At 67.1% G+C, this 26,551-nt stretch carries 20 protein-coding genes; 6 read left to right on the top strand and 14 right to left on the bottom strand.

The window, feature by feature from the left end; translation table 11 throughout:
* Nucleotides 1-61 precede the first annotated feature (61 nt).
* The 3 genes from OG844_RS44320 to OG844_RS44310 all read right to left on the bottom strand — a co-directional run bounded on the left by OG844_RS44320 (nt 62) and on the right by OG844_RS44310 (nt 2,915).
* Complete coding sequence (locus OG844_RS44320; RefSeq protein WP_406395957.1) at nt 62-1,525, bottom strand: UvrD-helicase domain-containing protein; 1,464 nt, start codon at nt 1,523-1,525, stop codon at nt 62-64.
* Between the two features lie 106 nt (nt 1,526-1,631).
* Nucleotides 1,632-2,495, bottom strand: coding sequence for a DUF6083 domain-containing protein (locus tag OG844_RS44315; protein WP_406387513.1), 864 nt, complete (start codon nt 2,493-2,495; stop codon nt 1,632-1,634).
* A gap of 156 nt (nt 2,496-2,651) precedes the next feature.
* Nucleotides 2,652-2,915 carry a helix-turn-helix transcriptional regulator gene (locus tag OG844_RS44310; protein ID WP_406387514.1) on the bottom strand — a complete coding sequence of 88 codons (264 nt, stop codon included), beginning with the start codon at nt 2,913-2,915 and terminating at the stop codon, nt 2,652-2,654.
* A gap of 1,463 nt (nt 2,916-4,378) precedes the next feature.
* Here OG844_RS44310 and OG844_RS44305 point away from each other — a divergent pair.
* The 4 genes from OG844_RS44305 (at nt 4,379) to OG844_RS44290 (ending at nt 6,848) form a co-directional block, all read left to right on the top strand.
* Nucleotides 4,379-4,987 (top strand): hypothetical protein, encoded by a 609-nt coding sequence (locus OG844_RS44305; protein WP_406387515.1) that lies wholly within the window; start codon nt 4,379-4,381, stop codon nt 4,985-4,987.
* A 323-nt stretch (nt 4,988-5,310) separates the two neighbouring features.
* Entirely contained in the window at nt 5,311-5,496 is a 186-nt protein-coding gene (locus tag OG844_RS44300; RefSeq protein WP_406387516.1) for a hypothetical protein, read from the top strand.
* Between the two features lie 81 nt (nt 5,497-5,577).
* A complete protein-coding gene (locus OG844_RS44295) occupies nt 5,578-6,198 on the top strand; it encodes a hypothetical protein (protein ID WP_406395958.1) in 621 nt (206 codons plus the stop codon).
* Nucleotides 6,195-6,848 carry a hypothetical protein gene (locus OG844_RS44290; RefSeq protein WP_406387517.1) on the top strand — a complete coding sequence of 218 codons (654 nt, stop codon included), beginning with the start codon at nt 6,195-6,197 and terminating at the stop codon, nt 6,846-6,848. Before OG844_RS44295 ends, OG844_RS44290 begins: the two co-directional genes overlap by 4 nt.
* Nucleotides 6,849-7,617: 769 nt before the next feature.
* Here OG844_RS44290 and OG844_RS44285 read toward each other — a convergent pair.
* Together OG844_RS44285 and OG844_RS44280 are read right to left on the bottom strand one after the other, a co-directional pair.
* On the bottom strand, nt 7,618-8,352 hold the full coding sequence (locus OG844_RS44285; protein WP_406387518.1) for an HNH endonuclease family protein: 735 nt from the start codon (nt 8,350-8,352) through the stop codon (nt 7,618-7,620).
* Between the two features lie 448 nt (nt 8,353-8,800).
* Nucleotides 8,801-9,277 (bottom strand): lamin tail domain-containing protein, encoded by a 477-nt coding sequence (locus tag OG844_RS44280; RefSeq protein WP_406387520.1) that lies wholly within the window; start codon nt 9,275-9,277, stop codon nt 8,801-8,803.
* A gap of 849 nt (nt 9,278-10,126) precedes the next feature.
* Between OG844_RS44280 and OG844_RS44275 the strand changes: the two genes are divergently transcribed.
* Complete coding sequence (locus OG844_RS44275; protein WP_406387521.1) at nt 10,127-10,744, top strand: hypothetical protein; 618 nt, start codon at nt 10,127-10,129, stop codon at nt 10,742-10,744.
* 242 nt (nt 10,745-10,986) lie between these two features.
* Nucleotides 10,987-11,811, top strand: coding sequence for a hypothetical protein (locus OG844_RS44270; RefSeq protein WP_406387523.1), 825 nt, complete (start codon nt 10,987-10,989; stop codon nt 11,809-11,811).
* A 1,002-nt stretch (nt 11,812-12,813) separates the two neighbouring features.
* Here the strand turns inward: OG844_RS44270 and OG844_RS44265 are convergent.
* The 9 genes from OG844_RS44265 to OG844_RS44225 form a co-directional block, all read right to left on the bottom strand.
* Nucleotides 12,814-14,073 carry a tetratricopeptide repeat protein gene (locus OG844_RS44265; RefSeq protein WP_406387525.1) on the bottom strand — a complete coding sequence of 420 codons (1,260 nt, stop codon included), beginning with the start codon at nt 14,071-14,073 and terminating at the stop codon, nt 12,814-12,816.
* 290 nt (nt 14,074-14,363) lie between these two features.
* Nucleotides 14,364-15,173: an AAA family ATPase gene (locus tag OG844_RS44260; RefSeq protein WP_406387527.1), complete on the bottom strand. Its 810-nt coding sequence runs from the start codon at nt 15,171-15,173 to the stop codon at nt 14,364-14,366.
* A complete protein-coding gene (locus OG844_RS44255) occupies nt 15,160-16,800 on the bottom strand; it encodes a Mu transposase C-terminal domain-containing protein (protein ID WP_406387529.1) in 1,641 nt (546 codons plus the stop codon). Before OG844_RS44255 ends, OG844_RS44260 begins: the two co-directional genes overlap by 14 nt.
* Nucleotides 16,801-16,815: 15 nt before the next feature.
* Nucleotides 16,816-17,499, bottom strand: coding sequence for a type I-E CRISPR-associated protein Cas6/Cse3/CasE (locus OG844_RS44250; protein WP_406395920.1), 684 nt, complete (start codon nt 17,497-17,499; stop codon nt 16,816-16,818).
* Nucleotides 17,481-18,293 (bottom strand): type I-E CRISPR-associated protein Cas5/CasD, encoded by an 813-nt coding sequence (gene cas5e / locus OG844_RS44245; RefSeq protein ID WP_406387530.1) that lies wholly within the window; start codon nt 18,291-18,293, stop codon nt 17,481-17,483. Before cas5e ends, OG844_RS44250 begins: the two co-directional genes overlap by 19 nt.
* Nucleotides 18,290-19,474 (bottom strand): type I-E CRISPR-associated protein Cas7/Cse4/CasC, encoded by a 1,185-nt coding sequence (gene cas7e / locus OG844_RS44240; RefSeq protein WP_406387531.1) that lies wholly within the window; start codon nt 19,472-19,474, stop codon nt 18,290-18,292. Before cas7e ends, cas5e begins: the two co-directional genes overlap by 4 nt.
* Entirely contained in the window at nt 19,468-20,061 is a 594-nt protein-coding gene (casB, locus tag OG844_RS44235; protein WP_406387532.1) for a type I-E CRISPR-associated protein Cse2/CasB, read from the bottom strand. The genes cas7e and casB overlap by 7 nt, the downstream gene beginning before the upstream one ends.
* A complete protein-coding gene (casA, locus tag OG844_RS44230; protein WP_406387533.1) occupies nt 20,061-21,656 on the bottom strand; it encodes a type I-E CRISPR-associated protein Cse1/CasA in 1,596 nt (531 codons plus the stop codon). Before casA ends, casB begins: the two co-directional genes overlap by 1 nt.
* Nucleotides 21,657-22,025: 369 nt before the next feature.
* Entirely contained in the window at nt 22,026-24,875 is a 2,850-nt protein-coding gene (locus tag OG844_RS44225) for a CRISPR-associated endonuclease Cas3'' (protein WP_406396378.1), read from the bottom strand.
* Nucleotides 24,876-26,551 lie beyond the last annotated feature (1,676 nt).

Raw genomic sequence — 26,551 nt, 5'->3', positions numbered from 1 at the left:
ACAACCTTTAGCACCGGCCCCAGGACGTGGGACACGGCATCCGGCCCTGGCGGGGCGCTGATCATGTGGGGCTTCCGTCGGGGTGGTCGTTCACCCATGTCAGTCCCCCGATATCGAGTTGGTGGCGGGCGCGGGTGACTGCGACGTAGGCGAGTCGGGCTTCGGCCTCGTCGATGGGGCCAGGGATGGGCCGGCCTTTGTCGTCCTTCTCGTCGGAGTCGCGGGGCGGGGTGAAGTCAGCTGCGATCCTGATGCTCCCCCATTGACGGCCTTTGGCTTTGTGGGCGGTCGAGACGGTCACGTCAGCGGTGTCCTCGCTATCGAGGCGGTGGACGGCGTTGAGGATGGCGTCGGTGCCGTGGGTGTCGACCAGGTCGACGAGCGGCTGGAGGTCTCCTCCGGCGGGGTCGTTTCCTGCGTAGTCCTGCAGGTCGCCCCAGGTGGGGAAGAGGAGGAGCTCGGGGTGGGATGTGCGGCGGCCCGCTCTGAGGTCGTCGGCCGCACGAGCGAGGGCTCGCAGGGATTCGCCTCCCCCGGTCAGAGCTACCCGGAGCTCTGCTTCGAGCAGGTGCATGACTTCGTGCATGGCGCCCACGTTGGTGCGGCACAGGATGGCATCGGGTTGTTCGACCGGCCCGAGGGTGGTGGGGATGGTTTCGGTGCCTGCCAGGCGCAGGGGTGCGTCGGCGATGGCGAGCCAGCGGTTGGCCTCGGTGGCGAGTCTGGGGCCGAAGCGGAACGACTTGGACAGGGTGAGAGCCGTGCCGCGGAAGGTGGTCATGATGTCGCGGGCGCCACGCCATTGGTAGATGGCTTGGGCTGAGTCTCCGACCATGACGAGCTGGGCGTGGTCACGTTGGGCGTTGAAGATCTGCTCGACTACGGGGTTGGTGTCCTGGGCTTCGTCCAGGAGGAGGAAGTCTGTGGGGATCCTGGGGCAGGTAAGTGCCCAGATTTTGAGGTAGTGGTCGTGGTCGAATCGGACGGCTCCGCTCATGGGGTGCTGGAGGTCTGCCCATGCCTTGCGGGCGAAGGGCATGACGATCTGGGTCAGTTGGCTGTGGTCGTCGGCGTTCTCGAGGCTGCGCAGTCTGGGGACGTGGTGGTCGGCGAGCGCTGGGTCCGCGGAGTGGCAGAAGCGGGTGATGGTGCGCAGGGTTGCGTAGGACAGGGCGCGGGGTGAGAGGTCTCGGTCGCCGATGCGGATGGTTTTGGTGATGCCGAGGTCCTGCCCGGTTTTCCAGCTGGGTTGGCGGGGGCCGTTAAGGCGGGTGCGGTAGCGGTGGCCGATGGCGGCGTAGGCGAGGGCGTGGGCGGTCTTGCAGGTGACGGTTGCGGGGAAGCGTGCGGCGGCGTCCTGGGCGATTGCCTTGTTGTAGGCGAGGTATCGGCCGGTGCGTTTGGTGCGGTGTGCAAGGAGTGCGAGCGTGCTGGTCTTGCCGGTGCCTGCGCCTGCTTGAAGGGTGAGGTGATCGCCGGCGTGGAACCGGTCGGCCGCGGTGGTCTGTTCGTCGGTGAGCGTCAGCACCGGGAGGGCTCCAAGAGTGGGCGGCGTTCGGTGAGGCGTTGTGCGGCTTCGTCGCGGCCCGGGTTTCTGCAGTGGTGGTTGCAGGTCGGCTGCGCGTTGGGGGTCACGGTCGGTGGGTGTGGGGGCGGCCAGGCAGTCGTGAGTGGATGTGCTGCCGGTGCAGAAGGGGATCGAAGGGCTCCCACTCGACGAGGCTGAGGTCGGCTGCTCCTGGGGCAGCGTGGTCGGGGCAGTGCTGGTGGCGCCATCGCAGCTGCTCTGCGTAGGGCAGGTGGGCGAGGTCGTACACGGCCATCAGGTTCGCCGGACAAGGTGGGCGGCGGCCGGCGGTGGGTGCTGGGAGCAGTGTCCAGATGCCGCCAGGGGTATCGGGGTCGAAGACTGGGCGGGTGCAGCGACGGCGCTGTCGCGTCTGCGAAACGCATTGGATGGTGTCGATCGGGCGCGGGGCTAGGCGGAGGACGCGCAGGAGATGGATGACGGGCCTGACTGGCCTGCAGGTGGTGGTGGGTGATGGGGATGGCTGGGCGGCCGGGGGTGTGAAAGCGCCGTTGTTGATGAAACGGCGGGTGTGCAGGGCCATGTGGCGGCGCAGGGTGGTGATCTGTGGGGTGAGGACGGCGGGAGCTGGTTGTGCGGGGCACAGGGTGGCGTGCGGGATGCGGCACCAGGGGCTGCCGTCGTGAGCTGGGTGGGCGGTGCCGGAGCTGACGTGCCAGCGGCTGGTGACCGGGACGGCGGCTGCGGGAAGTTCCTGCGGATGGAGGGGGACAACCCGGCCGTCGTCGGCGGAGTCGGCGCAGGGGTAGCGGTCGATGCGGTTGCCGCAGTCGGGGCAGCGGCCGGGCTGGGCGCTGCGGACGAGGCGGGTGGGGCTGTCAGGGGTGACGCGCAGGGCGCGTGAACGTGAGGGGCGGGCGGGGGAACCGTCCCATCGGCGGCCTGATGAGGCCGTGGCGGAGCACATGTCGGCGAAGGTGGCAGGTGACACGCCCGTGGTGAGGGAAACGTGCCGAGGTGTCCTGCGAACGACTTAGCGTCGTGGAACGCGTATGCGATTGCCCGTACGGGAGTTCCCTGTGGCGACTGGATCGGGTGATCTCCGGGCGGTGAAGCCTGGGCGTTAGGTGCGGGGTTCTGCTGGTGGTTCGTGGCCTTCGCAGAGGCGGGCGATGAGGTGGTCGACGGGCACGTTGAAGGCGTGGGCGATGGCGTGCCAGGTCTTGAGGGATCCGATGGTGCGGCCCTGCTCGATTTCGATGAGGGTGCGTCTGGCCAGGCCGGTACGGTCGGCGAGTTCGTCGTAGGTCCAGCCTCGTTCGCTCCTCAGCCGGGCTAGCTCCAGGCGGAGTGCGGTGAGGTTTGGGTCGGGCGGGAAGGTTGTCACCTCACCATCCGATGGTGCAGACCCCTGCCCTGTCAGTGCAGACCTCTGCCCTATTTCCGCAGGTCGCCGCACCGCCGCGAGGGCAGAGGTCTGCACTACGGTGCGTTTCCTCACCCCGCTCCCTCGGGATGAGGGACTCATTGGCATCACGGCGAGCAGGACCGGAGGAAGACGCGCCCCATGAGGCAGTGCACGATGCAGCCAGTGCAGCGCACCTGGACGGTGGAGCTACGCCCCGAGCGCGGCGGACCTGTGCTCGTCTGCTCAAGGTGCTCTTCGTCAGGCACCGCACCTATTCGCGCCTCGGCGCACGAGGCGATGACCCACCTGGCCCTGCATGCGCGCCGCGACGCGCTGCCCGCACACTTGCGCACCTGCCAGTGCCACGCACGCGGCTGCAGGTGGCACCCCAGGCATCGCGGCTGCGCCGGGAGCATCCTGCTCGTCCTGGCCTGGGAGCGCGGCGGTCGTCAATGGCGGCTCGCCGACACCTGTGCCGCCTGCGCTGGTGCCACGGAACATGCGGCGGTCGTTCCGGAGACTGCGCTGCCCAGTTCACCCCCCGGTTTCCCGCCCCAACACCGCAGGCTGCACGGTCTCGCTGACGAGGTTCGGGTGCGCGAGATGCTCAGCTATCTCGCAGCCGCCCTGCCGGCAGAGGCTTCTGCGGCTTCCCGCTTGCTTGCCTTGCAATGCGCACTGCGCTCGAGCTGCGGCGGCGATGTGCGCATCCCCACCGGCCTCGTGCGCGGAATGCGGCTGGGTTCGGATGCCACCCCACTAGGAGAACTGGAATGGGCAGGCTGGCTCCATATCCACGCTGTGCGGCCGAACAGCCCTCGCCAGGGATTCTCCGCTCGGCTGCTGGATCCCACGGTGCGCACCCAAGCTCCTGGGCGACTGAGCCGTGCCCGAGCAGCCGACTGGGCGCTGCGCGTCTGTGGAGCGCGCCAACTCGGCCCGCTCGGGGTGACCACCAGGCTGCTCGCGCTGGTACTCGGGGCGCATCTTCCTCCCGGTTCTGCTCATGCAGCCGTCGATCGGGAGATGCTCGGGCGCTTGTCCGGGCTTGCTCTGCCTCAGCTGTCCCAGGAACTTGACCTGCTTGCCGACAGGCGGTTCCTGCGTTCATGGACCTTCGAAGCTGTATCTGAAGACGTTCGGTGGGCCCTCTGGTCGCCGAATCAACTCACTCATGATGAGTCTTGAAAGCAGTTGCTCGCTGGCCCAAGCGTTGGAACCGACTGGCTGCAATTCCGTCCCTAGTCTCTGCCAAAAGGGGGTGTACTGCTAGTAGTTCAGGCCAGCGGGCTGCGCCCGGGCGTGTGCAGGATTCTCTTCGCTCAGAGTCAGCGCGGGGGTGTGGGTGTGGGGTGAATTCACGGCCAGGGAAGTTGCTCACAGCAAAGTGTGAGTAGCATCAGGGACTTACCCCCATTCGCAAACAGAAAGATGAGGGCCTCATGTCCCAAGTCGCTGCAGCCTCCACCGTCACCGCAGGTTACGCGCAGAAGGTCACGGAAGACCTCGCGCTCACCAAGAAGGAGCAGGAACGGGTCCGTGCTGAACTGGCCCGGCTGCAGGACGAGCTCCAGCAACTCGAGGAGAGCGAGAAGGTCCTGGTGAAAATGCAGGATGTACTTGGCGGTTCCAGCGAGTTGAACCACGGGGGCGGGAAGAAGGCCCCCGTGCCGGCTGCGCGTCGTGGAAAGGGTGCGACAACGCGGCAGAAGAAGGTTTCGCGTACGGCCAAGCCTTCGAAGGCCGGCCGTGAGGCTCCCGCCGGGAAGACCGCCTCGCCCAAGGGCGAGGCCGAAGAGACATGGGCTGCGCTGGCCAGCAGTTACCTGGCCGGGCAGAACGAGCCGAAGTCCGCCGCGGAGGTCTCCGCCGCGTTGACCGAAGCCCATCCCCAGCGCAAGGTGCAGGCGCCTGTCGTGCGCAACGCCCTGGAGCATGGTGTTGCCCGCGGTCTCCTGGAGCGTTCCAAGCAGGGCCGATCCGTGTACTACACCCCTGCTTCTGCCGCCACAGCGGCTTCCTCCGATGAGCCCGCTACGTCTGCCCAGTAGGCACGGCAGCGAATGGCAGAGTGTGCGGTGAGTCGGCCGCCCTGCTGGTCACGGACGACCAATGTCGAGCAGGAGCTGACTTTTACCTCGGCGGCATCAGTTACTCCTCCGAGGTTGGTCCGTGCGCAGCGACCTCCTAGCCGGATTGATGGGTCACGCGAAGTCTCCGCTCAGCCGCCTGGTCATCGCCTTGGTGGCCGTTCACGCACTGCCTGGTGAAGAACTCCGCACGATTCGGACAATCGATCTCAACCTTGCCTGCGGCACCCTCGAAGTCCGCCGCGGCTTGCTGCGGCCGGCCGGCATCGACGAACCCCAGAACATTGCCTCGCAGGACCCTCCCCAAGAACGTCACCCTCGTCGGCCTGCGGCAGGACCGCATGCTAGACGAGGCGTTTGCCACCGGTGATCCCCTCAAGCTGATGCGGCTTTTCGGGATCACCGCGCAGACCGCTATGCGCTATGTCAGCGCCGCCTGCCCGGAGCGCACCGCGAAACTGCCCTGGTAGCGGGCCTGCTCCCAGCCCGATGCCAGCTGAAAGCCCGTGGCGGTGTAGCAGTGGGTCCGGCATCATCCCCATGTGATTGTGATGCAACCCGTTCTGGAGATCTCCGCAGCCGACGACTTCGCGCTCTGGCCTGTTCGCGAGCACGAGTCATATGGCTACCTCGTGCTGAACGGGGAGCTCACTCCGGCGGAAGTCGGCACGGCGGTTATGCAGATCGCCGACTGCAACGACTTCGAGCCGGAGGAGGAGCACGGGCCGTGTCCGACCGACCCGCTCGGCACCTTCCTGCACGGCTTGCTCACCATGCCTGACTTGTTCGCCGCCGGCGGCTTCCGGGTGACCGACAACGCCACCGACATCGTCTTCGTCGAGCCAGGCTGCTGCAACGGCCTGGAGACCTGGCGCGACTGGCTGGAGGTGCTCAACGGCACCGGCTACTCCTACTTCGGCCACGATCCGTCCTCGACGGCCGAACGTCTTGGCGACATCGTCCGGCTGACGCTCGACGCGCACGAGACGGACAGCAGCCCGGTGATCGAGCTGTCGGTAGACCAGATACGCACGCTCGTCACCGGCGCCCAGCAGGATTTGCAGGACTTCCTCAGCCTTGCCGAAACCTGGGCTGAACAACACCTGCCGGCACACGCCGCCGCCGTCACTGCCGCCCTGGCACGGGCACTGAACCTGGCGCCCACACCATGACCAGCTTCCTGACCCACCGAGCGCGCGTGCACGACGCCCGGCTCCCCCTCCACCGGCGGCACAGCGCGTTGCGCACTTGCCTCACCGTTTTTGCTCCTTACGGCTTGCGGGCGACATACCACCACCTCACGCTCAGCGCCGCGATCCCCCGTCGGTTGGAGGCGGACCCGGACGCGCTGTCGCGGGCGGTGGAGGAACTGCACGAGGCGCGGGTGCTGTGGCTTGTGCGGGCAGACGAGTACGCAGCGCAGCGCCGGGCGGAGAAGCAGGCTGGGCGGCGGGCTGTACCGAACCCTCGGCCGTGGTGGCTGCAGAGCTGGTGGGAAAGCCCCGACCGTGCCTGGTACGAAGACCCGTTTCGCCACCCGTCGCTGCGTCTGTCCGAGTACGTCCGGCGACAGAACGCGATTCTGGACGGCGCCGAGCCGCCCGGCTGCCCGGCTTGCGGGGATGAGGGACCACGAGTGCTGAGCTCGACCGGGCACGGTTGGGTCGAGCTGTGCCGTGGGTGCGCACGGGCGCTGGCGCCATGTCCGTGCGGGCAGCGGCACCGGTTCGTGCCAGAGACCCCGTTCAACTGGAACGAAATCTGGCGACGGGCGCACATGAGCGATGACGGCACGCCGAACCCACATTGGCCTGCCGGTTAGCCAGTTGGATCGGCAGCACTGCAAACGCTCGGAAAATCAGATTCCGGCAGCTTCGCCGGAACCCGCGTGCGGGACCGCCGCAGCTATCAACTGACGCGCAGGTTCCGGCCTGCCAGCGTTCAGGAATCTCGGAACCCGCGTGCTTCCATCGACAGGTAGTTCAAGTGCCACGACGTGTTCTCGGGCCAGGTCGTGGTGCAGGCGGCCTGGCCGGGACGGCGTGCCGTCCAGGATTCACAACCGCTCCAACCGCACGGGGGCGCTCGCCGATTCTCCGCCTGAGCCACGAAATCAGTGGTGTGCCTCTTCAACAGCAAGCGAAGGGCCGCCCTTCGCATGAATGGACGGCGGACAGACCCCACATGTCAGATAGCGCCCCTGCCTACCGCTCATCGAACAAAGCTGCCCCGCCCGGACAAGCACGCCGGGGCTTCTGACAAAGTGGCGTGGCCCGGGGTGGACGGCTGGTGTGCCCGGCCGGCGACGGAACGTTCACCCCGGGCATTCGTGTGCTGTTTCAGGCGTGGTCATCATCGCGCTTGCGTCGACGCGGCTGGTCGACGGATACGAAGCGGAGCGCTTCAGTCTTCGGCACGGACCTGAACCTCCTCTCCCGCGCGGGAATGCGTCACGGTGGACGGTATGAGGCATGGCAGCATGCTTCACCTGGTGGCTAATGCCCTAACCGCCCGCGCGGCGACGGTCGTTTCACCGCGATCGGGTGCACTGCCAGTCCCGCACGCCTCGCCACCGAGCCGTACAACCGGGCTCAGGGCGCGACTTCGTAGTTCACAGTCGTGTCTGCGCAGCTGTCGGCGAGCTTCACCAACGCTGCCCGTTCCTTGTCGTCGGCGTTGAGTCCCCACCGCAGTTTGGTTGCAGTCCAGTCTGCGGCGTACTGGCAGTGGGTAGCTTCGGCCGGCGGCAACCAGCTGGCAGGGTCCCTGTCGGACTTGCTGCGGTTCGTCTTCGCGGTCACCGCCACCAGCGAACGCTCGGCGCCAAGGTCGTTGGCGAACGCTTCGCGGCGATCAGCGCTCCAGCCGAATGCCCCGCTGTCCCAGGCTTCGGCGAGCGGGATCATGTGGTCGATGTCCAGCTTCCTCGCCTCGGTGATCTCGGCGCCGTCGTAGTACGACATCCACACACCACCAGTGAGTACGCACCGGTCCCCTTGCTGGGGCTTCGTGGTCGCCTCCTCGAGGAGGACTTCGGCCCGGGTCTCGCATCCGTCGTCGTCCTCGTCGACCCAGTGATTGAAGCTGTCGCGTTCATACCCGTCGCGCTTTTCCGTCCCGGCCGGGATCTTCGCGATGGCGTCCGCGAGCGAGAGGGCACCCTCGGCGGGCCCGCCGGCCGCACCGGACGGTGCCGGCGAGGCGGCGGACGATCCCTCGGCCTCGGAGGGTTTCGAGTCACCGGTGTCCGCGGCCTGGGGGTTGCACCCGGCCAACGACAGGGCGAGCAAGGCGGCAGCAACGGGCGTGATGCGGCGACGGTTCACAAGCGAACTCCCTGATGGGATGCAGTGGCCCACTCATGTTCGCAGCGTTACGCCTTTACTGACAGGTGGTCATGTGTGCGGGCCTACCTGCAGTAAGCAGGCCGTGCACCACCTGGGCCCAGTGCCGACAGATGCCGGTAGCCGCGGCTGTTCAACTCAGCCCAGGTAAAGACTGGAAGGGACTATCCAGCCCAGGGTTCCGGCCCCTGCCTGACGGCGGGGGCTCCCTAGACTGGTCGGCGGGGCCGCAGTTCGACCGATCACGGTCCTGCTCAGTCCCGGCTGCGCGCCCGTGGTCGGCATGACGGCCGAACTGCCCGCACCGGACGGACGGTGCGGGCAGTTGATGATGAGGATGGATCCCGGCTCCGGCGGGCCCACTCACCTGCGCTCACCCCGCGTGGGGCCCGGCAGGCAGGAGCCGGCTTTCAGCCCGCCGTGCCGTTGATCAGCGGCGGTGGTGGTGGCGGCCGCCCCAGGACTCGGTGTCGACGGTGCGGCCGCGGTCGTTGCGCAGGACGGCGGTGTCGGAGTAGTTGTCCCAGACGTAGGAGCGGCGGTCCTGGAAGAGGTCGGTGCGGGTGTCGCGGCCGATGCCGGTGTGGACGCGGACGGTGGCGCGTCCGGCGAGGCGGACGTCGTCGAAGCGGTAGCGGTTACCGTCCTCGTCGCGCAGGGTCCAGCCGTCCAGGTTGACCGCGCGGCGGCTCTGGTTGGTGATCTCGACCCACTCGGCGTTCAGCGACCGGTTGCTGCGGTTGTCACGGCCCGGGCTGTCGGCCTGCACGTCACTGATCACGACGCGGGGGCCGGGGCGGTGGCGGTCGCCGTCGTCGGCGGAGGCCGGCAGCGCGATCGCTGAGACAACGGCACCGGCCGCCAGGACGGTAGCGGCTGCGCGGCGGGCGGTCGAAGAAGCAGACATAGGTGATGTCCCCTCAATCACAATGCCCCGGGCCCGGTTCAAGACCCCAGAGGCGGTACGAGTTCCCGACCCGTCCTGGGCCGAGAACACACACTGTGCGACCCCGACCGGGGCCTCGGGAGACCGACTCGACCCCGGTAACCAAATGCGGACATTTCCGTAACGATCCCCTGCATCGGTCAATCGATTAATATCGACATGAACTCGACATTCGATGAGGGCTACACCCACCCTGCGGGTGATCGGCAGCAAACGCTTGCGCACCCCCGGCGCACAACCGGTCTATCCACAGGCGCATCGCCATTCCGGATGTCGCCCAATCGGTAACAAGCGGCATCCGCCGATTCTCGAACACACGGCATGGCGTCACACACTTGCGCTAAGTGGTACTCATCAGCATCAAGCGGATCGGCCACTTCGAAGCGTCCAAGCGCTGAAGCCGAGGGGCCGAATCTCGCAGATGTCGTCACAGGCAGGCGGGTTCAGCGGCTTCGGTCAAGAGGCCGGTGCAGGTCCGGTTGGCTCCGAGAGAGCGGTCGCAGAGCATCCCGTATGGACGGGGTTGGACCCGGAGGGCAATCCTCACCGCGCAGGAGTCGGTAGACGGAGACGTGGGGCACCCGGATCGGCAGTGAACCGACCGCCCAGCCGGTCAGCGTGCCCGAACTTGAAGCTTCGGCCAGAGATGTGTCCTTGCCGTCGGCTCACACCGGCCCGCTCATTCGGCACATGGAGGCAGACAGCGCATTGGAGACGCCACCTGCTCATGGGATTCGTGGTCCGGGCTGCGGGCGTCGCTGCACCAACAGGGAGATGGCACATGTTCAACCTACCCACCCGTGTGGCGGCATGGACCGCATTTTCCGCGGGGTGCACCTCATGAACGTCTTCGGGAACGGCCTCGCACTCGTGCAGGTCATTGATGCGCTCGCGTCCCCCGGTGACGTCGCGCAGGTGGCGGCCGGCAGCAGTCAGGTGCTGGCGCCCCTCTTCGCCTCTGTGGTGAGCCTGCTGGTCGCTCTGCTGGGGTGGCGGCTGATTCGTCGGCACCGGAGCAGCGACCATGCCAGGTCCGGCCTCGTTGCCGTTGAAGAGATCCTCGGGAAGGTTCACGTAGAGGTTCTGCGGCTGACGGCGCTTGAACGCGCTGCCATGGGTGCGGACTTCGCGGCGTTGCGTGAACTGCTGCCGCGCGTGCAGCATGTCGCTGGACAGCACGAGTCCGCGCTGCACGACGAGCTGAGCGGAGTCGTCCTGGCGATGTCCGCGTACATCGGTTCGGCCGTCATCTCGGCCGACGAAGTAGGCGCGGCTTACCTCGCCTCCACTTCTACCGCCGAGGTCCCACCTGGGCTCGCCCTGGACAGGCTCATCAGCCAAGTACAGAAGCAAGGGCGTGAGGCCACCCACCTCATCGACCTGATCACCTCGGCCGAGAAGCTCGTCAGGGAGCTGCGGAAGCCATAGATCAGCCGTAGGCGGTGTGCCCCTCCCCGGCCGGGGAGGGGCACACCTCTGCGTTGTCCCGGTGCAGGCGGCCCTCCAGTTACGGGGAGGAAGGCTGCGCCCTGGTGGTGGACAGCGGCAGCCGAGTTCAGTCGAACAAGAGTTCATTCAAAGAATCTTGGTGAACCGCTCACACAAGGCGCCGTTTTGGACACATCCCTCTTGGTCGGGGGGACAGCCGCCGAAACGGAGAACAACACGTTATGACCGAGTCCGCCGAGAGCCGGAAGGATTCCACGCTACCCGGGCAGCGTGGTCCTTCCCCGGGTTCTTCTGATGGTGCACCAGAAGATCAACAGCCGTGCCATGAGGATCCGCAGGACGAAGAGAGGGATGCACCTGAACTGCCGTTGGAGGCACGTGAGCTGATAGCAAGGCTCGCCGGCCAGGGAAAGTTCCGGCGGAAGATCGGCCGAATGGTAGGCGAGCGGTTCCAGGACGACGTCTTCCAAGAAGCGCTCCTGGGACTGGTTATCCAAGTCGGCAGGACCGTGGAGCGGGACAGGCCTGCGGACGGGTCCGCCGATGCCCCATCACCGGCCGCCGTACCTGAGACCCGCCAGGAGGGTGATCTGCTGGTGCAGGCTCCCGACCTGCTGGCTTCTGAGAGCGAGGAAGTCGATCCGCCGTCGGTCGATGGCTCGGTGCGCGACTGGTCCGCGTACTTCATGACGATCTGCAAGAACAAGGCCAACCAGAAGCTCAAGGAGATGAGCCGGTCGATCGAGGTGTACGCCTCCGATCCCGCCGCGCATCCGTCATCAGGGAACTTGCTGGTGGAACTGGCCTCCGATCCGGACTCCGGATCGCGGGCACTCACCGTGCTTCGGGAGGTGCTGACCCCTTATCAATTCCAAGTCTACGTACGCCGTCACTGGTACGACATGGATCTCAAGGCGATCGCAAACGACCTCGGCAAGTCGTATGCCGGCATCCGGCGAGCCCTCACTGACGCGAACAAAAAGCTGCGGGATCCACGTGTCCAGGCCCGATTCGACTACAAGCCCCGCAATAAGAAGAACCGCTAGCGCTTGTGGATCCCGTTGCGAGACCACGGTCTTCTCTCGCCCAGGGAGATGACCGTGGGCTCTGATCGGGGCCCAGAAGTGCCTGCGGCAATCAGGCAGTCCTGCTCCGAACCCCAGACACAAGGAGACCAATCCATGCCTCTCATCTCGCTGCTTACCGGGATGTTCGCCGCTACGTTCGACGCACTACGGCAACTTCTCGATCGCTGGGTGACTCCACGGGCAGCTTCCCCTGTCCCTCCGCGGAAAGGCCGGCTGTCAACCGATGAGCACATCCAACTCGCCCTGCGCAGGTACGGTGCCAGTTCTCCTGCGCAGGGGCGCGCCAGCACCCCGTGGGGAGCCTCGGACTGCGAACCCCGCAAGCCCGATGGAAACCGCGGCTCAAGGGCTTTTAGCGCCCTGCGCCGGACGACATCCGGAAAAATTGGGCGCCACGCTGGGCCACCCCACGCGGCCGTCATCGCAGCCATCGGCTTCGCGGGCACTGACGCCACATCATCGACACCACGATCTGGCGTACTGGTTAGTGCACTGTGCCTGATCAGCGCAATGGTGGTGCTTGCCAGCGTGGCAGCATGCCTCAGCCTCGGGCTCACCCGGCAGCAACACACCGCCGCACTCAACGAGTCCGGACGCCACGCCCAGGGGGAACTCCTAGCCGACGCCGAAAGGTAGAACTGTCCAGCAGGCCCCCGCGCGCAGGATTCGGGAACTCTGGCATCCGGCTAGCCCTTCCCGACCATCGCAGTGGTGGCCTCCGTAAAACAGGAGAACTAGCTGACCTCATAGATTGTCCGAACGGGCAACCCCGCGCATGACGGGCCTATTGCCTACACATCAGACAGCAGGGGCTGTCGAGGGCGCTGGCCCCCGGCAGCCCCAAGCTCTCAACATGCCAGCAGCATATGAACCAGCCCACCTGTCCTCAATGGCAAGCCTCCTATCCACGTACCCGCCCGCGACGAGCGGTGGAGACGTGGCACGTACCAGCCCGAGCTGTCAGAACGGTGGTTCGGTGGAGTAGGCGCCGTCCCCGGCGGGTGCGGTCGGTTTGCTCACCGGCTGCTGGAGGACTCGTACAGCGTCCTCGATGCGGCCGAGTTCGATCAGGCGCTCGGCACGGAGAGAGCCGCCGAATGTCGGGTGCCGTTCGAGGACTGCGGCAGCTTCCTCGGTGCGGCCGGCTTCAGCAAGCACGTCGGACAGGACCCAGGCCGCGTACCACGTGTCGCCCTCGGGGTGCACCCGCGCCTGCTCGATCCCTTCATCGAGCAGGCCGCAGTCGGCCATGAGCGGAAGCCGCATCCGGAAGAAGTCCCACTCCTCCTTGCCACCGTGGCGATCCCTGAGGGCATCGAGGTGGGCCAGGCCGTCCCGGGGCCGGCCGTGATCGGCGTACAGGGTGCAAAGAGTGTGGACGATCCAGTCCTCCGCGCCGTGTTCGGCGAGCGCGCGCATCACCTCGATCGCCTCGTCGCCCCGTCCGTGCCGGACCAGGAGCTCGGACAGCGGTACAGCCACATGCCACATGCCGTCCGGCGTAGCACCAAAGGTGCGGTAGGCGGCGATCGCGCCTTCCACGTCGCCGCGTTTTTCCAGCACTTCGGCAAGGCGCTGCGCGGCGTGCCCGTGGTACTCGGACGCCGCGTACGCACGCAGTTCCGTGATTTGGTCGTGCCTGGCCAGCAGGTCGGCCAGCTGGTCACGGCCGTTGACGGAGGTGGTCTCGCGGGTGTGCAGCAGGGCGATCGCCTCCTCGATCCGGCCCTGGCGTTCCCTGATCGTGGCGAGCAGGCCGACTGCGTTGGACGGTTCTATCCGCAGGTTGTGGCAGTCGGCGTCGCTGCAAGCGGGGACCGCACCTTCTACCCGGGCCTCCAACAGGGCCGCCGCTTCCTCGTCCATGCCCGCCGCTTCGGCGACGTCGACCAGGCACTCGGCGAGGAACCAGTCCTGGATTTTGGTGCGCAGCAGCATGAACGCCTCGCCGCTGCGGTCGTGGCGGGCCAGCAGGCGCGCGAAGAAGACCAGCGCCAGCCGGTCACCGGCCTGCGCGTACGGGCGGGACAGCGCGATCGCGTCCTCCACCCGGCCCCAGCCCTCCAGCAGCTCCGCACGGGCCCGGGCCGCCGGCCACCAGTCTGTGGCGATGTACGGAGCGAGCACCTCCAAGGCCTGCTCGCGCTGGCCCCGATGCCCGAGCAGTCGTGCCCACTCCAGCGCGCAGAACCACTCCCCGCGGCCGGCCTGGAACTCCACTTCCCGCTCATGACCGAGTTCGAGAAGCCGCGCCACCAGTAGTGGAGGAATGCAGCCCGTCAATGTTCGGGCCCGGTAGTCAAGATCAGCAGCGTCCACGACAGCGCACCCTAGCCCTCACCACTGACACGGCCCGCACGTCAGAGCCATCGCACGGGAGTGCAGACGTCAAAAATCGACCCGGCGGGGGCGCCTGAAAGCCCCAGCACTTCGGGGATGATCTGCGCATCGAATCAGTTGGACGTCAGACGTACCTGTGCTCCGGTGTGGAAGCCGGCTCGTTGTCTCTCCTACATGTATCCGCTGCTGTTGTGGTGGTCGTTGTAGGAGCGGTCGGTGGAGTCCATGTCGGCGAGGACGGCGCGTGCGAGTTTGCGGCTGAAGGATGAGTCCTCGCGGTCGGGGTCGTCGATGGCTTCCTGCAGGTGGAAGGTGAGGGTGGCCCAGTTGCGGAAGTTGCCGTGGCAGGCGAGGTCGTTGACCCACAGCAGGTCTTGGGGTGACACGTCGGCCCACACGGGGTGGTAGTTCGGCATGGTGTCGACGACTTCGTCGGGGCGCAGGGGTGCGTATTGCTGCCATAGGCAGATTCGGGATGCGAGTGCGGCGCGGCTGCGGATGCGCTGGTAGCAGTTCTCTCCGCCGACGAATACGACGGCGAGGTGGGTCTGTTTGTCGGCCCAGAGGTCGCGGATGTATTCGAGGATGAGGTTGCTGAGGGTTTGTGCTTCGTCGAGGACGATGATGCGCGGTTGGGCGGCCAGGGTGCTTTTGATCAGGCGTTGTGTGGTGCGGTGGCCGGGTTGGAGGTCTTCGGGCAGTTCGAGGGCTTCGGCGAGGTCGGCCCTGAAGTCGTTGAGGGGGTATCCGGGCGGGTACTGGAAGCGCAGGGTGGTGTGTGCGGCGAGGTCGTAGAGGTTGGTGTTGACTGCGAGGGTTTTGCCGAGGCCGACCGCGCCGTGGATGCACATCATGCCGTTGGCTTTGATGACTGTTTTCAGGTGTGCTGCGGTGAGGCGGGTTGCGCGGGTGGGGCGAAGGGTGGCTCCGCGCAGGCTGAGGTGGTGGTCTTCGGGTGAGGGCGGGCTAAGGGCGTGCATGTCCGTCTGCGTCCTTGTCCGTGGTGGGGGTGGTGTCCCAGGAGGAGGTGGGTGCGGGGAGGTTGGCAGCGGGCTGGGTTGGCAACTGCGGTCGCGGAATGCCGTCGGGGGCGGTCTCCCAGGAGGTGGTGGGCTGCGGCAGATCCCGGAGGGCGTCTTGTGGGGGTGGCTTCGGGTGTGGTGTGGAGAGGTTGGCGATGGTGGGGCTGAGGAGGACTGGCGGGGTTGTGTCGGTGACGGCGCTGTAGCGCTTGCGCAGGCTGGCTTCGGTTTTCTCCAGTCGCCGTCTGAGAGCTGCGGCTGATCGTTTGCGGGTTCTGAACAGCTCGTGGCGGCGTTGTTCTGCGTCAGGGTCTGGGACGCCTTGTTTGAAGCCGGGGCCGAGGTAGGTGCTGGTTTTGGGGTCGGTGAGTTCGATGCGCTGGTCGTGGTGGGGCATGAAGCGGACAGCGACCTTCTTGCCGACGCAGCCGTTCATCCAGGCGTCGAGGTAGATCTTGTTGTCCCAGTGGACGCCGTTGCCTTGGATGATGAAGGTCTTGCGGGCGGGTTCGAGGGTGAAGGTGTGCAGTGCCTCGGGCGGGATGTCCCTGATGATCGTCAGGTCGTCTTCCCAGGCCTGTGCGGGCGTTTTGTTGCCGAGGTTGCGGATCTTGTGTTCGTAGTTCCACCAGCGGACCCATTTGAGCAGGAGGCCAACGAACTGCTCGAAGGTCAAAAGGTCTTCTATGGGCGGGCGTTTGCTTCGTCCTGGCTTCGTGGTGGGGCGTTCGGTGTAGCCGGGAAGTCCGGCGAAGAGTGTGTCTTTGACTGCGTCGTTGATTGCTTCGATGGTGCCTTTGAGTTCGGGATGGCGCGGAGGCAGGTCGACGCGTCGGATGCAGAAGGCGGCAAGTGCTTCTTCGACGGTTTCGCACAGGAAATCTTTCCCACGGTCGATGCGGATGAGGGTGGGGGCACCGCCGAAAGGGCCGTGGTGGCGGCCTCTGAGGATCGCTGAGCGCAGAGCAACGAGGATCGCTTCGCGAGACGGGGAGTGGGGCGTGATCGCCACTCCGCAGATGGCATCGGTAGCCGCCTCGGCGAACCATGTGATGTGGGGGCAGATGACCTCGTTGTTGAGACCAACGTGGACATCGGCGGTCTTATGGTCGCCTTCCCAGGCATCGTTGCGGTTTCCCCGCTCCCGGGTGTTGTGGACGTCGTAGCGGCGGCGTGCGGTTTCGCCGCCCTTGAGACCTGCGAGGTGTCCGGGGTCGAGTTCCCGGGTGATGGTGCGGTGGAGGGTGGCGTAGGAGTAGCGGCGTCCTGGCTTGCCTGGGATGTCGAGGTGGCCCTCGTCTGCGAGTTCGCGGTAGGCGGCGGCCGTGTTTCCGCACCAGCGGGCGAGTGCGTCGTGGATTTGCGGGGTCAGCCGCAGGCAGTCGCGTGGCTGGGGTGTGTAGGTGCCGTCGTGGGAGAGGGCGTTTTCGATCCAGCGGTCGATGGTTTTGGTGCTGCGGCCGAAGGCGCGGGCGACGAGTCGTTTGTCATCGGTGGTGAGTTTCCCGGTCTGCTGCAGGTGGAGGAGGTTACTGATCGCGGCTTGTCGCTGGGGCCTGGTGTCCGGGGTGGGTTGGGCTGCCATCGGTGTGTTCCATTGCTATGCGGGGGCGAGGGAGAGCAGTCCTGCGCCGTAGGACTGTCCGCGGCCGATGCCGTTGACGAGTGCGGTGGCGAGTGACTGTGGATCGGTAATGAGCGCGGTGCCGTCGAACTGGACCAGGCGGTGGAAGGGGCCGGGTCCGGCGCTCCGGGGCCGTCGGAAGTTGCGGGGTTCCATGGTGGTGGTGTCGGGGGCAAGTCCGGCCTGGGTGGCGCGGCGGTGCCACCATGCGAGGGCGTCGGGGCCGCGAAGGGCGACGACTGCTCCTCGCCGAAGGGGGGTGGCGGGGGTGGTCTGTCGGCCACTGGGGCCGGGATGGCGGCGTGGCGGGTTCTTTCCGATGCGGGTCGAGGGGTTGGCGATGATGCGGTAGCGCACGCGCATGGAGGGTGTCAGGCGGTGGATGACGGGGGCGAGGTCGATGGTGCGGGCGTCGCCGTAGCCGGGGGGCAGGTGCTCGAGTTGGGGTGATGCGGTGGTCTGCACGTACAGCAGGGGTGTCGTGTGCTCGTGCTCCAGTCGGAACAGCAGGCCGGCGGCTCGGCGTGGGTGGGCGCAGTCGGGGTCGTGGGTGGCCAGGCGCATGAGTGTTTTGTGCAGCCCGACGTAGTCGGCGAGGTCGCGCCGTACGGCGGGGTGCGCGAGGTTGAGCTGGATGCAGGTCAGGCGCGCTTGGTGCATGAGGGTTCCCGTTCGAGGTAGTCGGCGAGAGCCGTCTGGGGGTGGCGTCCTGCGTAGAGGTGGGCTGGGAGGTGTTCGGTGGTGTGCCACGGGCGGCGCCGGGAGTACTGACGGGTTTCTTGGGTGTAGTCGCGTGGCTGGTCGGTGAGTTCGTAGGGACGCGCGGCGGATGTGTGGGTGGGGGGCTGTTCCCACACGACGGTGACGGGGACGGTTTCCGCGTCTGGGCGGGGTGGGTTCGGCAGGGTGAGGGGGGTGTGGTGCAGAAGGTGGTGGACGGGGTCGGTGAGGGGCTTGCCGAGGACGAGGGGTTCGTCGGGGACGCATGCGCGGCGTCCGAGGTAGGGGGCGTAGTGGGGGTGTTCGAGTTGGTCGGCGATGGTGTCGATGAGGTGGGGCGGACCGGTCAGGGCGAGGGTGAAGGCGGCGTCGGCGAGGTAGATGCGGTGGGAGGGCAGGGCGGAGCCGCTGGGCGGTCGGTGGTTGCCGGTGCTGGTGCGCAGGGACATGGGTCGGGGGTAGCCGCCGCCGGTGACGTGGTAGTCGGTGTGCAGGGTGCCGGGCTTGTCGATTCGGATGGTGAGGGTGAGGTCGTGGTAGGTGGGGTGGCCTGGCAGGTCGGAGAAGGGGTGTAGGACCTGGTTGCGGGGGCGGCCGGCGGCTGCGGCGAGCAGGCCGATGACTGCGGAGCGGGTCGGGTGGATGTTGGTGTCGCGGTGGGTGAACGCGGCTTGGGTGCCGTAGGCGCTGAGGGGGCCGGCGAGTCGCAGCAGCAGTCCGCTGTGGGCGCTCATGGGGTTGGCGGTAGTGCGGCGTCGCGGACGGCGGAGGCGATGAGGTCGTCGAGACTGTCGTGGTGGGGGCCTAGGTGGTCCAGGGGTGTGGGGTGTGCGGTGACGTGGCCGTGGCCGATGCGTCGTCGGGTGCCGATGAGCCGGTCGGTGAGGGCCGCCTCGGCGGCGAGGGCGTGCCGGGTAGGGGTGAGATAGCCCCCCGCGGTGGCGGCGCGCACGGGTTGTTCGAATGCGGCGGCATAGGAGACAGGGCGGCGGTCGCGGACTGTGTAGTGGACGGTGTCGGGCAGGGTGTGGGGGGCGGTGGAGGTGGCCTTGCCCTGGGGAAGGGTCATGATGAAGGCGTCCATGTACATGGCGAGGAGCTCGAGGGCCTGTTTGCTGTCGCCGTCGAGGTTGTGTGTGAGGCCGGGGATATTGATGGTGGTGTAGCAGTAGAAGACCCCGGCTGTCAGGAATGCGGTGCTGAGGTGGGCGCTTCCTGTGTCGCCGGGTGCGGGCCAGTCCTCCTTGGCGGTGAGGAAGTCCGGCTGGAAGTCGCTGGTGTGCGTGGTGAAGGCCCAGGCGACCTGAACGGCGCCGGTGACGCTGCTGGCTTCATGGCCGGCGAGCATACGGCCGAAGAGGCCGATGCAGGCGGTGCGGCGGGCGAGGATCTCACCGATGTCCTTCATCGGAAGCAGGCTGGGCGGCTCGGCTTCCTCCTGCTTCTTTCTGCCTTTCTTGGCGGAGCCGTTGAGGGTGGCGGCCAGGGCGTCTTCGAGCTGGGCGCGGTGGCGGGTGCACAGCGCGGTGAGGTCTTCGAGGAGTCCCTTCTCGGCGGTGTAGATCATGGCCTGGGTACGGTGGCCCTTGGTCGGGTCGGTCTTGAGGCCGCCTTTGATCGCGCTGCCGGCAATCTGCCTTCCGGCGAAGACCGCAAGGTCGTCGGGCCAGCCCGCCGTTTTCAGGGCGGTGATGACGCGGGGCGGGATCCTGCGTGTGCGGACAGCGGGTTCGGCGAGTTCGTCCTCGATTTCCATACGGATTGCGCGTTTGATGGCTTGGCTGGAAATGGCTCCGCGGGTGCTGTTGCCCAGGAGCAGTGTTTTGGGTTCCCCGTACTCTCCGCGGTTGGTGTTGGCCAAGGGGAGGCTGCGGGTGATGTGAAGATCCAGGTAGCGGGCGCGCATGATCACCATTCCCGGGGGTCGAGGGTCGGGGCGTCGTCAGGCAGGGCCAGGTAGAAGGAGTCCATCCAGCGGCTGACGACGGCTGGCCGGTCGTGGTCCCACCACGCAAGGTCGTTGAGGAGGACAGCCCAGTCGGGTCGACAGCCGGCCTGCAGCAGCTGGTCGGCGAGCCCTGGCAGGCGGGGGTGCAGGACGTCGGTGGACAGGCGGGACAGGAGCTGCAATTTCTCTCCCCAGGCGACGGCGCTGACGGGGCGGCGTGCGGCTGCGGTGGCGAGGGTGGCACCGAGGTTGGGCCTTCGGTGCCACAACGCCGGCCCCTGGTCGGCGTCGTCGTCCGGTTTCTCGGGCGGTGGGGTGCTGTTGCGGGCGGGGGGTTCGAGTGCGATGAGGGCGGCAACGGTGTAGTGCGCGCGCCTGGCCCCGTGGGCGTGGGTGAGTTTGCTGAGGTAGGGGTGGGCTTTGGTGCACTGCTGCACGCGGCGGCCTCGGCTTCCGGCCAGGTCTGCCCGGATTCGGTTGGTGGTGCACAGGTCGCGGACCTGGGCAACGAACTTGTCGTAGTGAGTTCGGCGTTCGACGGATGTCAGGCTCATCAAGGGTCCTTGGGACGGGGAGCGGATGCTTTGCGGATGGTGGCGATCGCGCGGGCGAGGGCGGGGCCAGCGCCGCAGTGATGAGCCAGGGCCGGAGCGGTGACCTGGCGCAGGATGTCGGCCGCGAGGAAGGCGAACACCTGGAACGCGGGGCGTTCGGGGTGCTGTTCGACGAGGTTCCAGAAGATCTGCTCAGCGCGCGGCCAGTAGTGGGCCAGGGCCTGCCTCGTCCATAGGGGCTTGGCTGTATCCCCGCGTCTGCCCGGTGTGCGGGCCCTTCCAGTGGGCGGGGTGACGGTCTCGCGCCACGCCTGGGCAGCGGCGCGTGCCAGTACGGCGGCCAGGGTTTCGGCCGCCCGGCGGCACTCGGCGATCCGGCTGGCCATCGCCGGGTCGTTCTCCTGCGCCCACGGCCAGATCGGCGGTGTGACCGCGGTGTACCAGGCGCGGTCCTTCGTCTTGGCTTCCTGGTCGAAGCCGTGAACCCGGACGGTCAGGTGCTTGGCAACCTCTTCGGGCAGTTCGTTGAGGTGTGCAAAGGCATCAGGGCGCCGGACGTTGTGCGTCTCATCGCCTGCCAGCAGCAGAGTGTCCAGGTCCCGCCACAGAGCCCGGTCAGCGTCGGCGCGCCGGGGCCTGTCGCGTGTTTCGGCGGGCTTATTCGGATCGGTGTGGATGATCAGGTAGGGGTCGGTGGCCGGCAGGCCACGATGGGGTGCGGCCCAGGTCAGGAAAGCGTTGACGGCGTGGCTGCCGTCGCCGTCGGGCACCAGGAGCAGGGCGTGGCGGGAGCGGCCTGTCAGCACGCCTCCGGGCCAGGTCACGGCTGCGGGAGGGTCGAGCGGGTGGGGCGGGCTCGTTGCTTCCCAGGGGCACAGGTCGTCTTCGGGCTGGTTGTCTCCCTGGTAGGGCGTCAGGTGCAGCAGCAGCGATTCGTACAGGGTGCGGCCACGGGGGTGGAAGGAGATGGTTCCTCTGACGGGGCCGGCGCGGAGGTCGGCTTGTGTGATGCCGTCGACGGTGCGGGCGGAGCATCGTCCGGCGCGTCCGTAGTAGTGGTGAATGAGCAGGTGCCAGGCTGCTTCGTGGCTGGGTACGGGGTGGGGGCGGGTGTCGCTGTGGCTGGAGAACCAGGCGAAGTTGTTCCCGGACGGGCGTCCGTGAACGAGTGCGTTCACGCCGGCTGCTTCCCGGCATTGGTCCGGGAGGCGGGGGTCTTGCAGGAAGGGCCGCTCGGTGTCGTAGAGGTCCCAGACATATGAGGTGAGGTAGGCGTCGATCGCCTCCGTGTCGAATCCGCTGCGGCTGTTCAGGAGCGTGGCGCGTTTGGTGTGCCATTCGTTGCGGGTCATGTCCGGGCGGTCGAGGCCGGTGATGCGTGCGGTGATCGCGGTGAGGATCCGCCACAGTGAGGACTCGGCCGGCGGGATCGGCAGCGCCAGGTCCTCGATTTCGTGGGCGTGATGGAACACGCCTGAAAGGCCCAGCCCGTCGTGATGGGATCCGGAGCGGATCGGGATCCATGGGCGTTCGGCGAGACAGTAGCGGGGGGTGATCGCAAGGCCTCCTCTCGACAGCCCTGGTCCCCTGTCCAAAGGAAAGGGAGACGGTCGGGGCGGAGCAGGGGATCGGGCGGGTGCGCGGCGTTGAGGGGGCGGGCAGCAGCTGCCGAAGGCGGATGGCCCGGAGCACAGAGGTTGCGGACCTGTTCAGCACAGCACGCGCGAAGGCTGACCGGACAGCGAACGATCTCTTGTCACACAATCCAGCGGTAGCGCGCGCAGTCTGACGTGCGCCTGGCGCACAACTCCCCGGATGTTGGCTCCTCTTGCGGCTAGCGTGTGTTCAGCTGCCAGAGGCAGCCTTCCGTGCGGTGGCGCGTGCGCTGTGCTGGCAGCTTCCCGGGACTGCGCACTTGTGGGCGCCGAGAGTTGTCCGGGCCGCCTCGACTGGGTTGGGTACGGTCAGGTGAGGATGCGGTGGACCAGGCCGAGTTCGTGATCCATGTGCAGCTGATGCCGGCCGAAGCAGACCGGGCCCGGGTGTTGGGGATCGTGTGCGAGGAGGATCAGATCCGACAGCAGAGGATGCTCCGTCCATGCCTTCGGCCTGGGCGCGTCCTGGTCGGGTGCTTGCTGCACCCACGCTGCGGGTACGGGCACGGCGCACTGGAGTAGGCGACGGATCTCGTGCGGTTTGAGGCGCGGCCCTTGTGGCAGCGGAACATTTCCGTGGGCATCCAGGGTGAGGCGGCCACCGGGTTGAACGTGGCATGGCAGCAGGCGGCGGGGACGGTCACCGTCGCGCGTGGCGGCCTGTCCGGCAGTGGTCGGCCGGCGGTGCAGGTCGGCCAGGGAGCCGACCCTGTCTGGTGGAGGAACGGCCTGAGTGGCGCCTAGGTACGTGGCGTGCCGTTCGGCGGCCACATGCGCGGTGTACAGGTCGGCGAGAGCATCCGGCACGCGGGCGGGGTGTTGCGCCGGGGCGTGGAGTTGCTGAACGAGGTCGGGCACGTCTTCGGGCAGTCTCACCTGGTACGGGTGGGAGGCAGACAGGAGGGCTGCGGTGCGGTGCATCCAGAACTCGGTGTCCCCCGTCAGCCATCCGTCAGGAACAGCGGTGCGCCCGTCCTCGACGGGGTTGAGCACGGTCATCACCGGGCCCTGCTTACGCACCCACGTCGGCCTTCGGGCATCGAGGCCGTGAGGGTCGTGGTCGCGCCAAAGGGATTCGAACCGCCATAGGCGGCCCATGCGTTGCAGCAGCCGGTGCAAGGATGCAAGGTCGCTGACCTGGACGTCCAGGTCGATGTCCAGGCCCATGTCCAGCAGGTTGGTCGTCACCGCGATCAGCCTGCGTGGCCGTCGGCCGCGTGGCCCGAGCACGTCGCAGATCCGGCGGGTGAGGGGCTCCCGTTGATGGCCGGGAAAGCGTGCGTGGAGGAGAACCAGCTCTTCTCCTGCCGCCATGCCGGCTGCTTCAAAGGCCCGGCGCAGGTAGCGGTAGGTGTCCTGGGCCTCGGCAACGGTCTGGGTGTGGATTGCGGCGGATCCGCCGTGCTCGGCCACCCGTTCCACCTCGCGGGCAATACGTTGCAGCCGCCCGTCCGTGTCAGCGATTCGGTCTGGGTCTCCATACGGCTGGTGGGTGACGTCGGTCAGGCTGATCGAGGCGGTGGAGCGGTGCTCACGGATGTGGGTCTGCCGCGTCTTCTCATCCATCAGCGTTGCAGAGGCGTCGTGGGCAGCGGCGAACAGCCAGCCGGGATAGGGGACCGTGAAGTCGCGTTCCGCAAGGTCTGCGGGCGGGTGGCCGGCTCCGGACAGGTAGGAACGGATCAGGCCGGCGGACTGCTCTGCGGGGAGGGTCGCTGAAAGCACCACAACCGGGCAGCCCAACGCGCCCAGCCAGTGCACCAGGCGCTGCATCAGCGTGAGGGTGTACGGGGTGTAGGAGTGGGCTTCGTCGATGATGACGGTGCGGCCCGACATGGCCAGCATCCGCAGGGCGCTGTATCGGCTGGGCAGGACGCCCATCAGTGCCTGGTCGAGGGTGGCGACGGTGAACTGGGCCAGCAGGGCACGGTCGAATCCGCGCAGCCACGGATCGGGCACGGTCACCTTGTGCTCGGGCCGGCCATGGATGCCGGGGCGGGGCGTGAAGTACTCGTCCAGGGTGAGCTGCCCTGCCCTGGCCAGGGCGTGGTCGGTGTAGGCGGGATTCAGGTAGCTGTGGCTGTGGACAAGGGTGACCGGTGCTCGCTCCGGCCGGTGTGCGGCCACGTACGTCACAAGCGTCTCGTACAGGGCATCAGCGATGGCAGTGGACGGCTGCAGGATCGCCGCGCCTCTCGTGTCGCAGTGGTGGTTGAAGATCCGCTGCGCTTCCAGTGCGGTGACGGTCTTACCTGCTCCGGTCCTGTCCGTGACAACCAGGATTCCCGTACCCCTGTCCGCGATCACGGGGTCGAGCTGCCGTATGACCGATTCCTGCAGTTGGTTGGGGTGCTCAAGATGCGGGTGAGCGGTGGTGAACGAAGCCGGCGGGAGATCGACACGCTCCAGGCCGGAGTCAGTAACGATCTGTGCAGCCCAGGACTCGTCCGCCATCGGCGACGCAGGCCTGCCGGCCGCGGCGTAGTGCTCTGCTGCTCCGAACGCCGGGGCCATCGCGCGGGGCACCCACACGTGCGGCTGGCTCGCCAGACGGTCCGCGACCATCACCAGCCCTGAGATCAGCACAGCCGCCGGCACCGACACCTGTGACGGAACCGCGCTGCCGCCGGTCAAGTGCCGGACCTGCGCCGCATAGCGCAACCGCACCTCCTGCCAGAGCGGTCCGCCGAGCTCGGCTTGGACTCCGGCGCTGCTGGCTGAGCCGCGCACATCGCACTGGTGAAACCAGCCGTGATGCCCGCCAATAATCTGAGCGGCCCGGACCGCGGGGCTCGCGTTCCCGCTCAGGGGGTAGCCGAACTCGGCCAGGATCTGCGCCATCGCGTGCATCGATGCCCGCTCATGCCGCATCAGGGGCCAGCCGCCAGTGTCCGCGCGCAGCTCGTCACTCACCCGCGCCCAGCCGACCGGCTCGCACTCCTGGAAACGGCTGACCTTGCCCAGGTCATGGCAGCCCGCCCAGAACATAACCACTTTCCGCGCGTCAGCCAGGCCAAGCCCCAGGCCGTCCGCGATCAACCGGCGTTGCTGAAGCGTCAGGTATTTGTCCCACAACTCCCCCGCCACCACGGCAACATCCAGCATGTGAAAGAGCACCGGATACCCGAGTCGGAACCTCTGAATGAACTTCCCCCACACGCATAACGGAAGACCGCCGAACCGCCCGTCCTCAACCACCCCCACACAAACCACACTCCCGTCACTGTCACGCTGCCTTCGTGGGCTCGCACCGCTGACTACCCACTCCAGTCTCAGCAACTGACAAACACAGCAGCGAATTACCTCCTTCTAGTGAAGACCACTCTCAGACCACCGCCACGCCAACGATCCGTGCGACAAAGGATCCACGAACCGTAAACGAGGAAGTTCAACAACCTCCCAACCGGCAAATACCTCAACAAACGATCTCGAGAGACACACTTGTCGCGCAGTGCGGATCAGCCAGCAAAACACTGGACCTTGGGCAGCTCCATGGTTCGCTATTGCCACAAGGAGAATTCACAGCGTCTCCGAATTCCAGCAGGCCTCCTCTCCACTCGCGGGGGGGGGTGACTCCGGTAGGGCGCTGACCTCGCTGCGAACCGCGGGGGGTCGTCCCCACGCGCGTGGGGCTGATTCCAGATTTCGCACCTCCGGGCTGGGGTTTCTCTCTCATCCCCACACGCGTGGGGCTGCTTCCCCCTCTTCAGCCGAAGCCTTCACCAGGGCGGTCTCGTCCCCACACGCGTGGGGCTGACTCCGCGGCCTATCTCTCCGCGCCCAAGGCATGGCTGTCGTCCCCACACACGTGGGGCTGCTTCCTCGATGGGCAGCATCCGCTCGACCAAGTCGCCCCGCATGTGCGTGGGGCTGGCACGGCTCAGCAGCGGATCCCTCAGATGTGCCCCGCTTCCCCACAGGTGTAAGGCACACCCGGACGCCGTGCGAGCTTCGGTCGCCCACGACAATCGCCCTGACCTCAGCGAGCAAATCACCGCCACGCAGGCGAGGTTGTATCCCAGGTCCGGACGTGACGTCCGGCAGCCACAGTTCCATCCGACCGTGATCCGAGGACCGTGAAGATCCACCAACGCCCCCAGAGGCGAAGCAAATGGGCAAGGAGCTTGCAGGGCTATACGGTCCGGTGCTGTCATAAGTGAAGGAAATCCCGACTGCGGCTCCGCATCCTCCCAGGTCAGCAAGCCTCGTCCCCACGCCCGTGGGGCTGCTTCGAGCGCGCTCGCCGCGCTGGACGCCCATGAACCCTCGTCCCCACGCCCGTGGGGCTGCTTCGGCGGGGGCATGGCCGAACTGCGGCCGCTACGTCTCGTCCCCACGCCCGTGGGGCTGCTTCTCCGGTGAGAACGCGGTGGCGGACCGGGAAGGTCTCGTCCCCACGCGCGTGGGGCTGCTTCCGAATGCGCTAGGGCGACCCGCACTGCTCAACCTCGTCCCCACACGCGTGGGGCTGCTTCCAGCTCCTCAAGTCTCCCGGCATCGGCAGAGACCTCGTCCCCACGCGTGGGGCTGCTTCTCCGCCCGGGTGGCTCAGGAACGGCCCAGAGCACTCGTCCCCACGCCGGTGGGGCTGCTTCCGTCTCGGCACTCAGCAGGGCGCCGGCCTCAGCCTCACCCCCACGCCCGAGGGGCTGCTTCCTTGTCGTCGTCGGCGGGCAGTCGGGCCACTCGGATCCCCCACTATCACTGCGAGGAATGTTCTCTTCCGGCAGCCCATCCCTCGCCAGTGGTCAGAGAAGCGTCTACTTGGGCTTGCATCCCAATGTCCTGGGCAATTGCACACAATGTCCCCTGACACTCGCGCGTCCCGTCCATGG

Source organism: Streptomyces sp. NBC_00887, from assembly GCF_045207585.1.
Note: the sequence above shows the minus strand (reverse complement) of the source record. Positions and strands in the feature narration are given on the sequence as shown.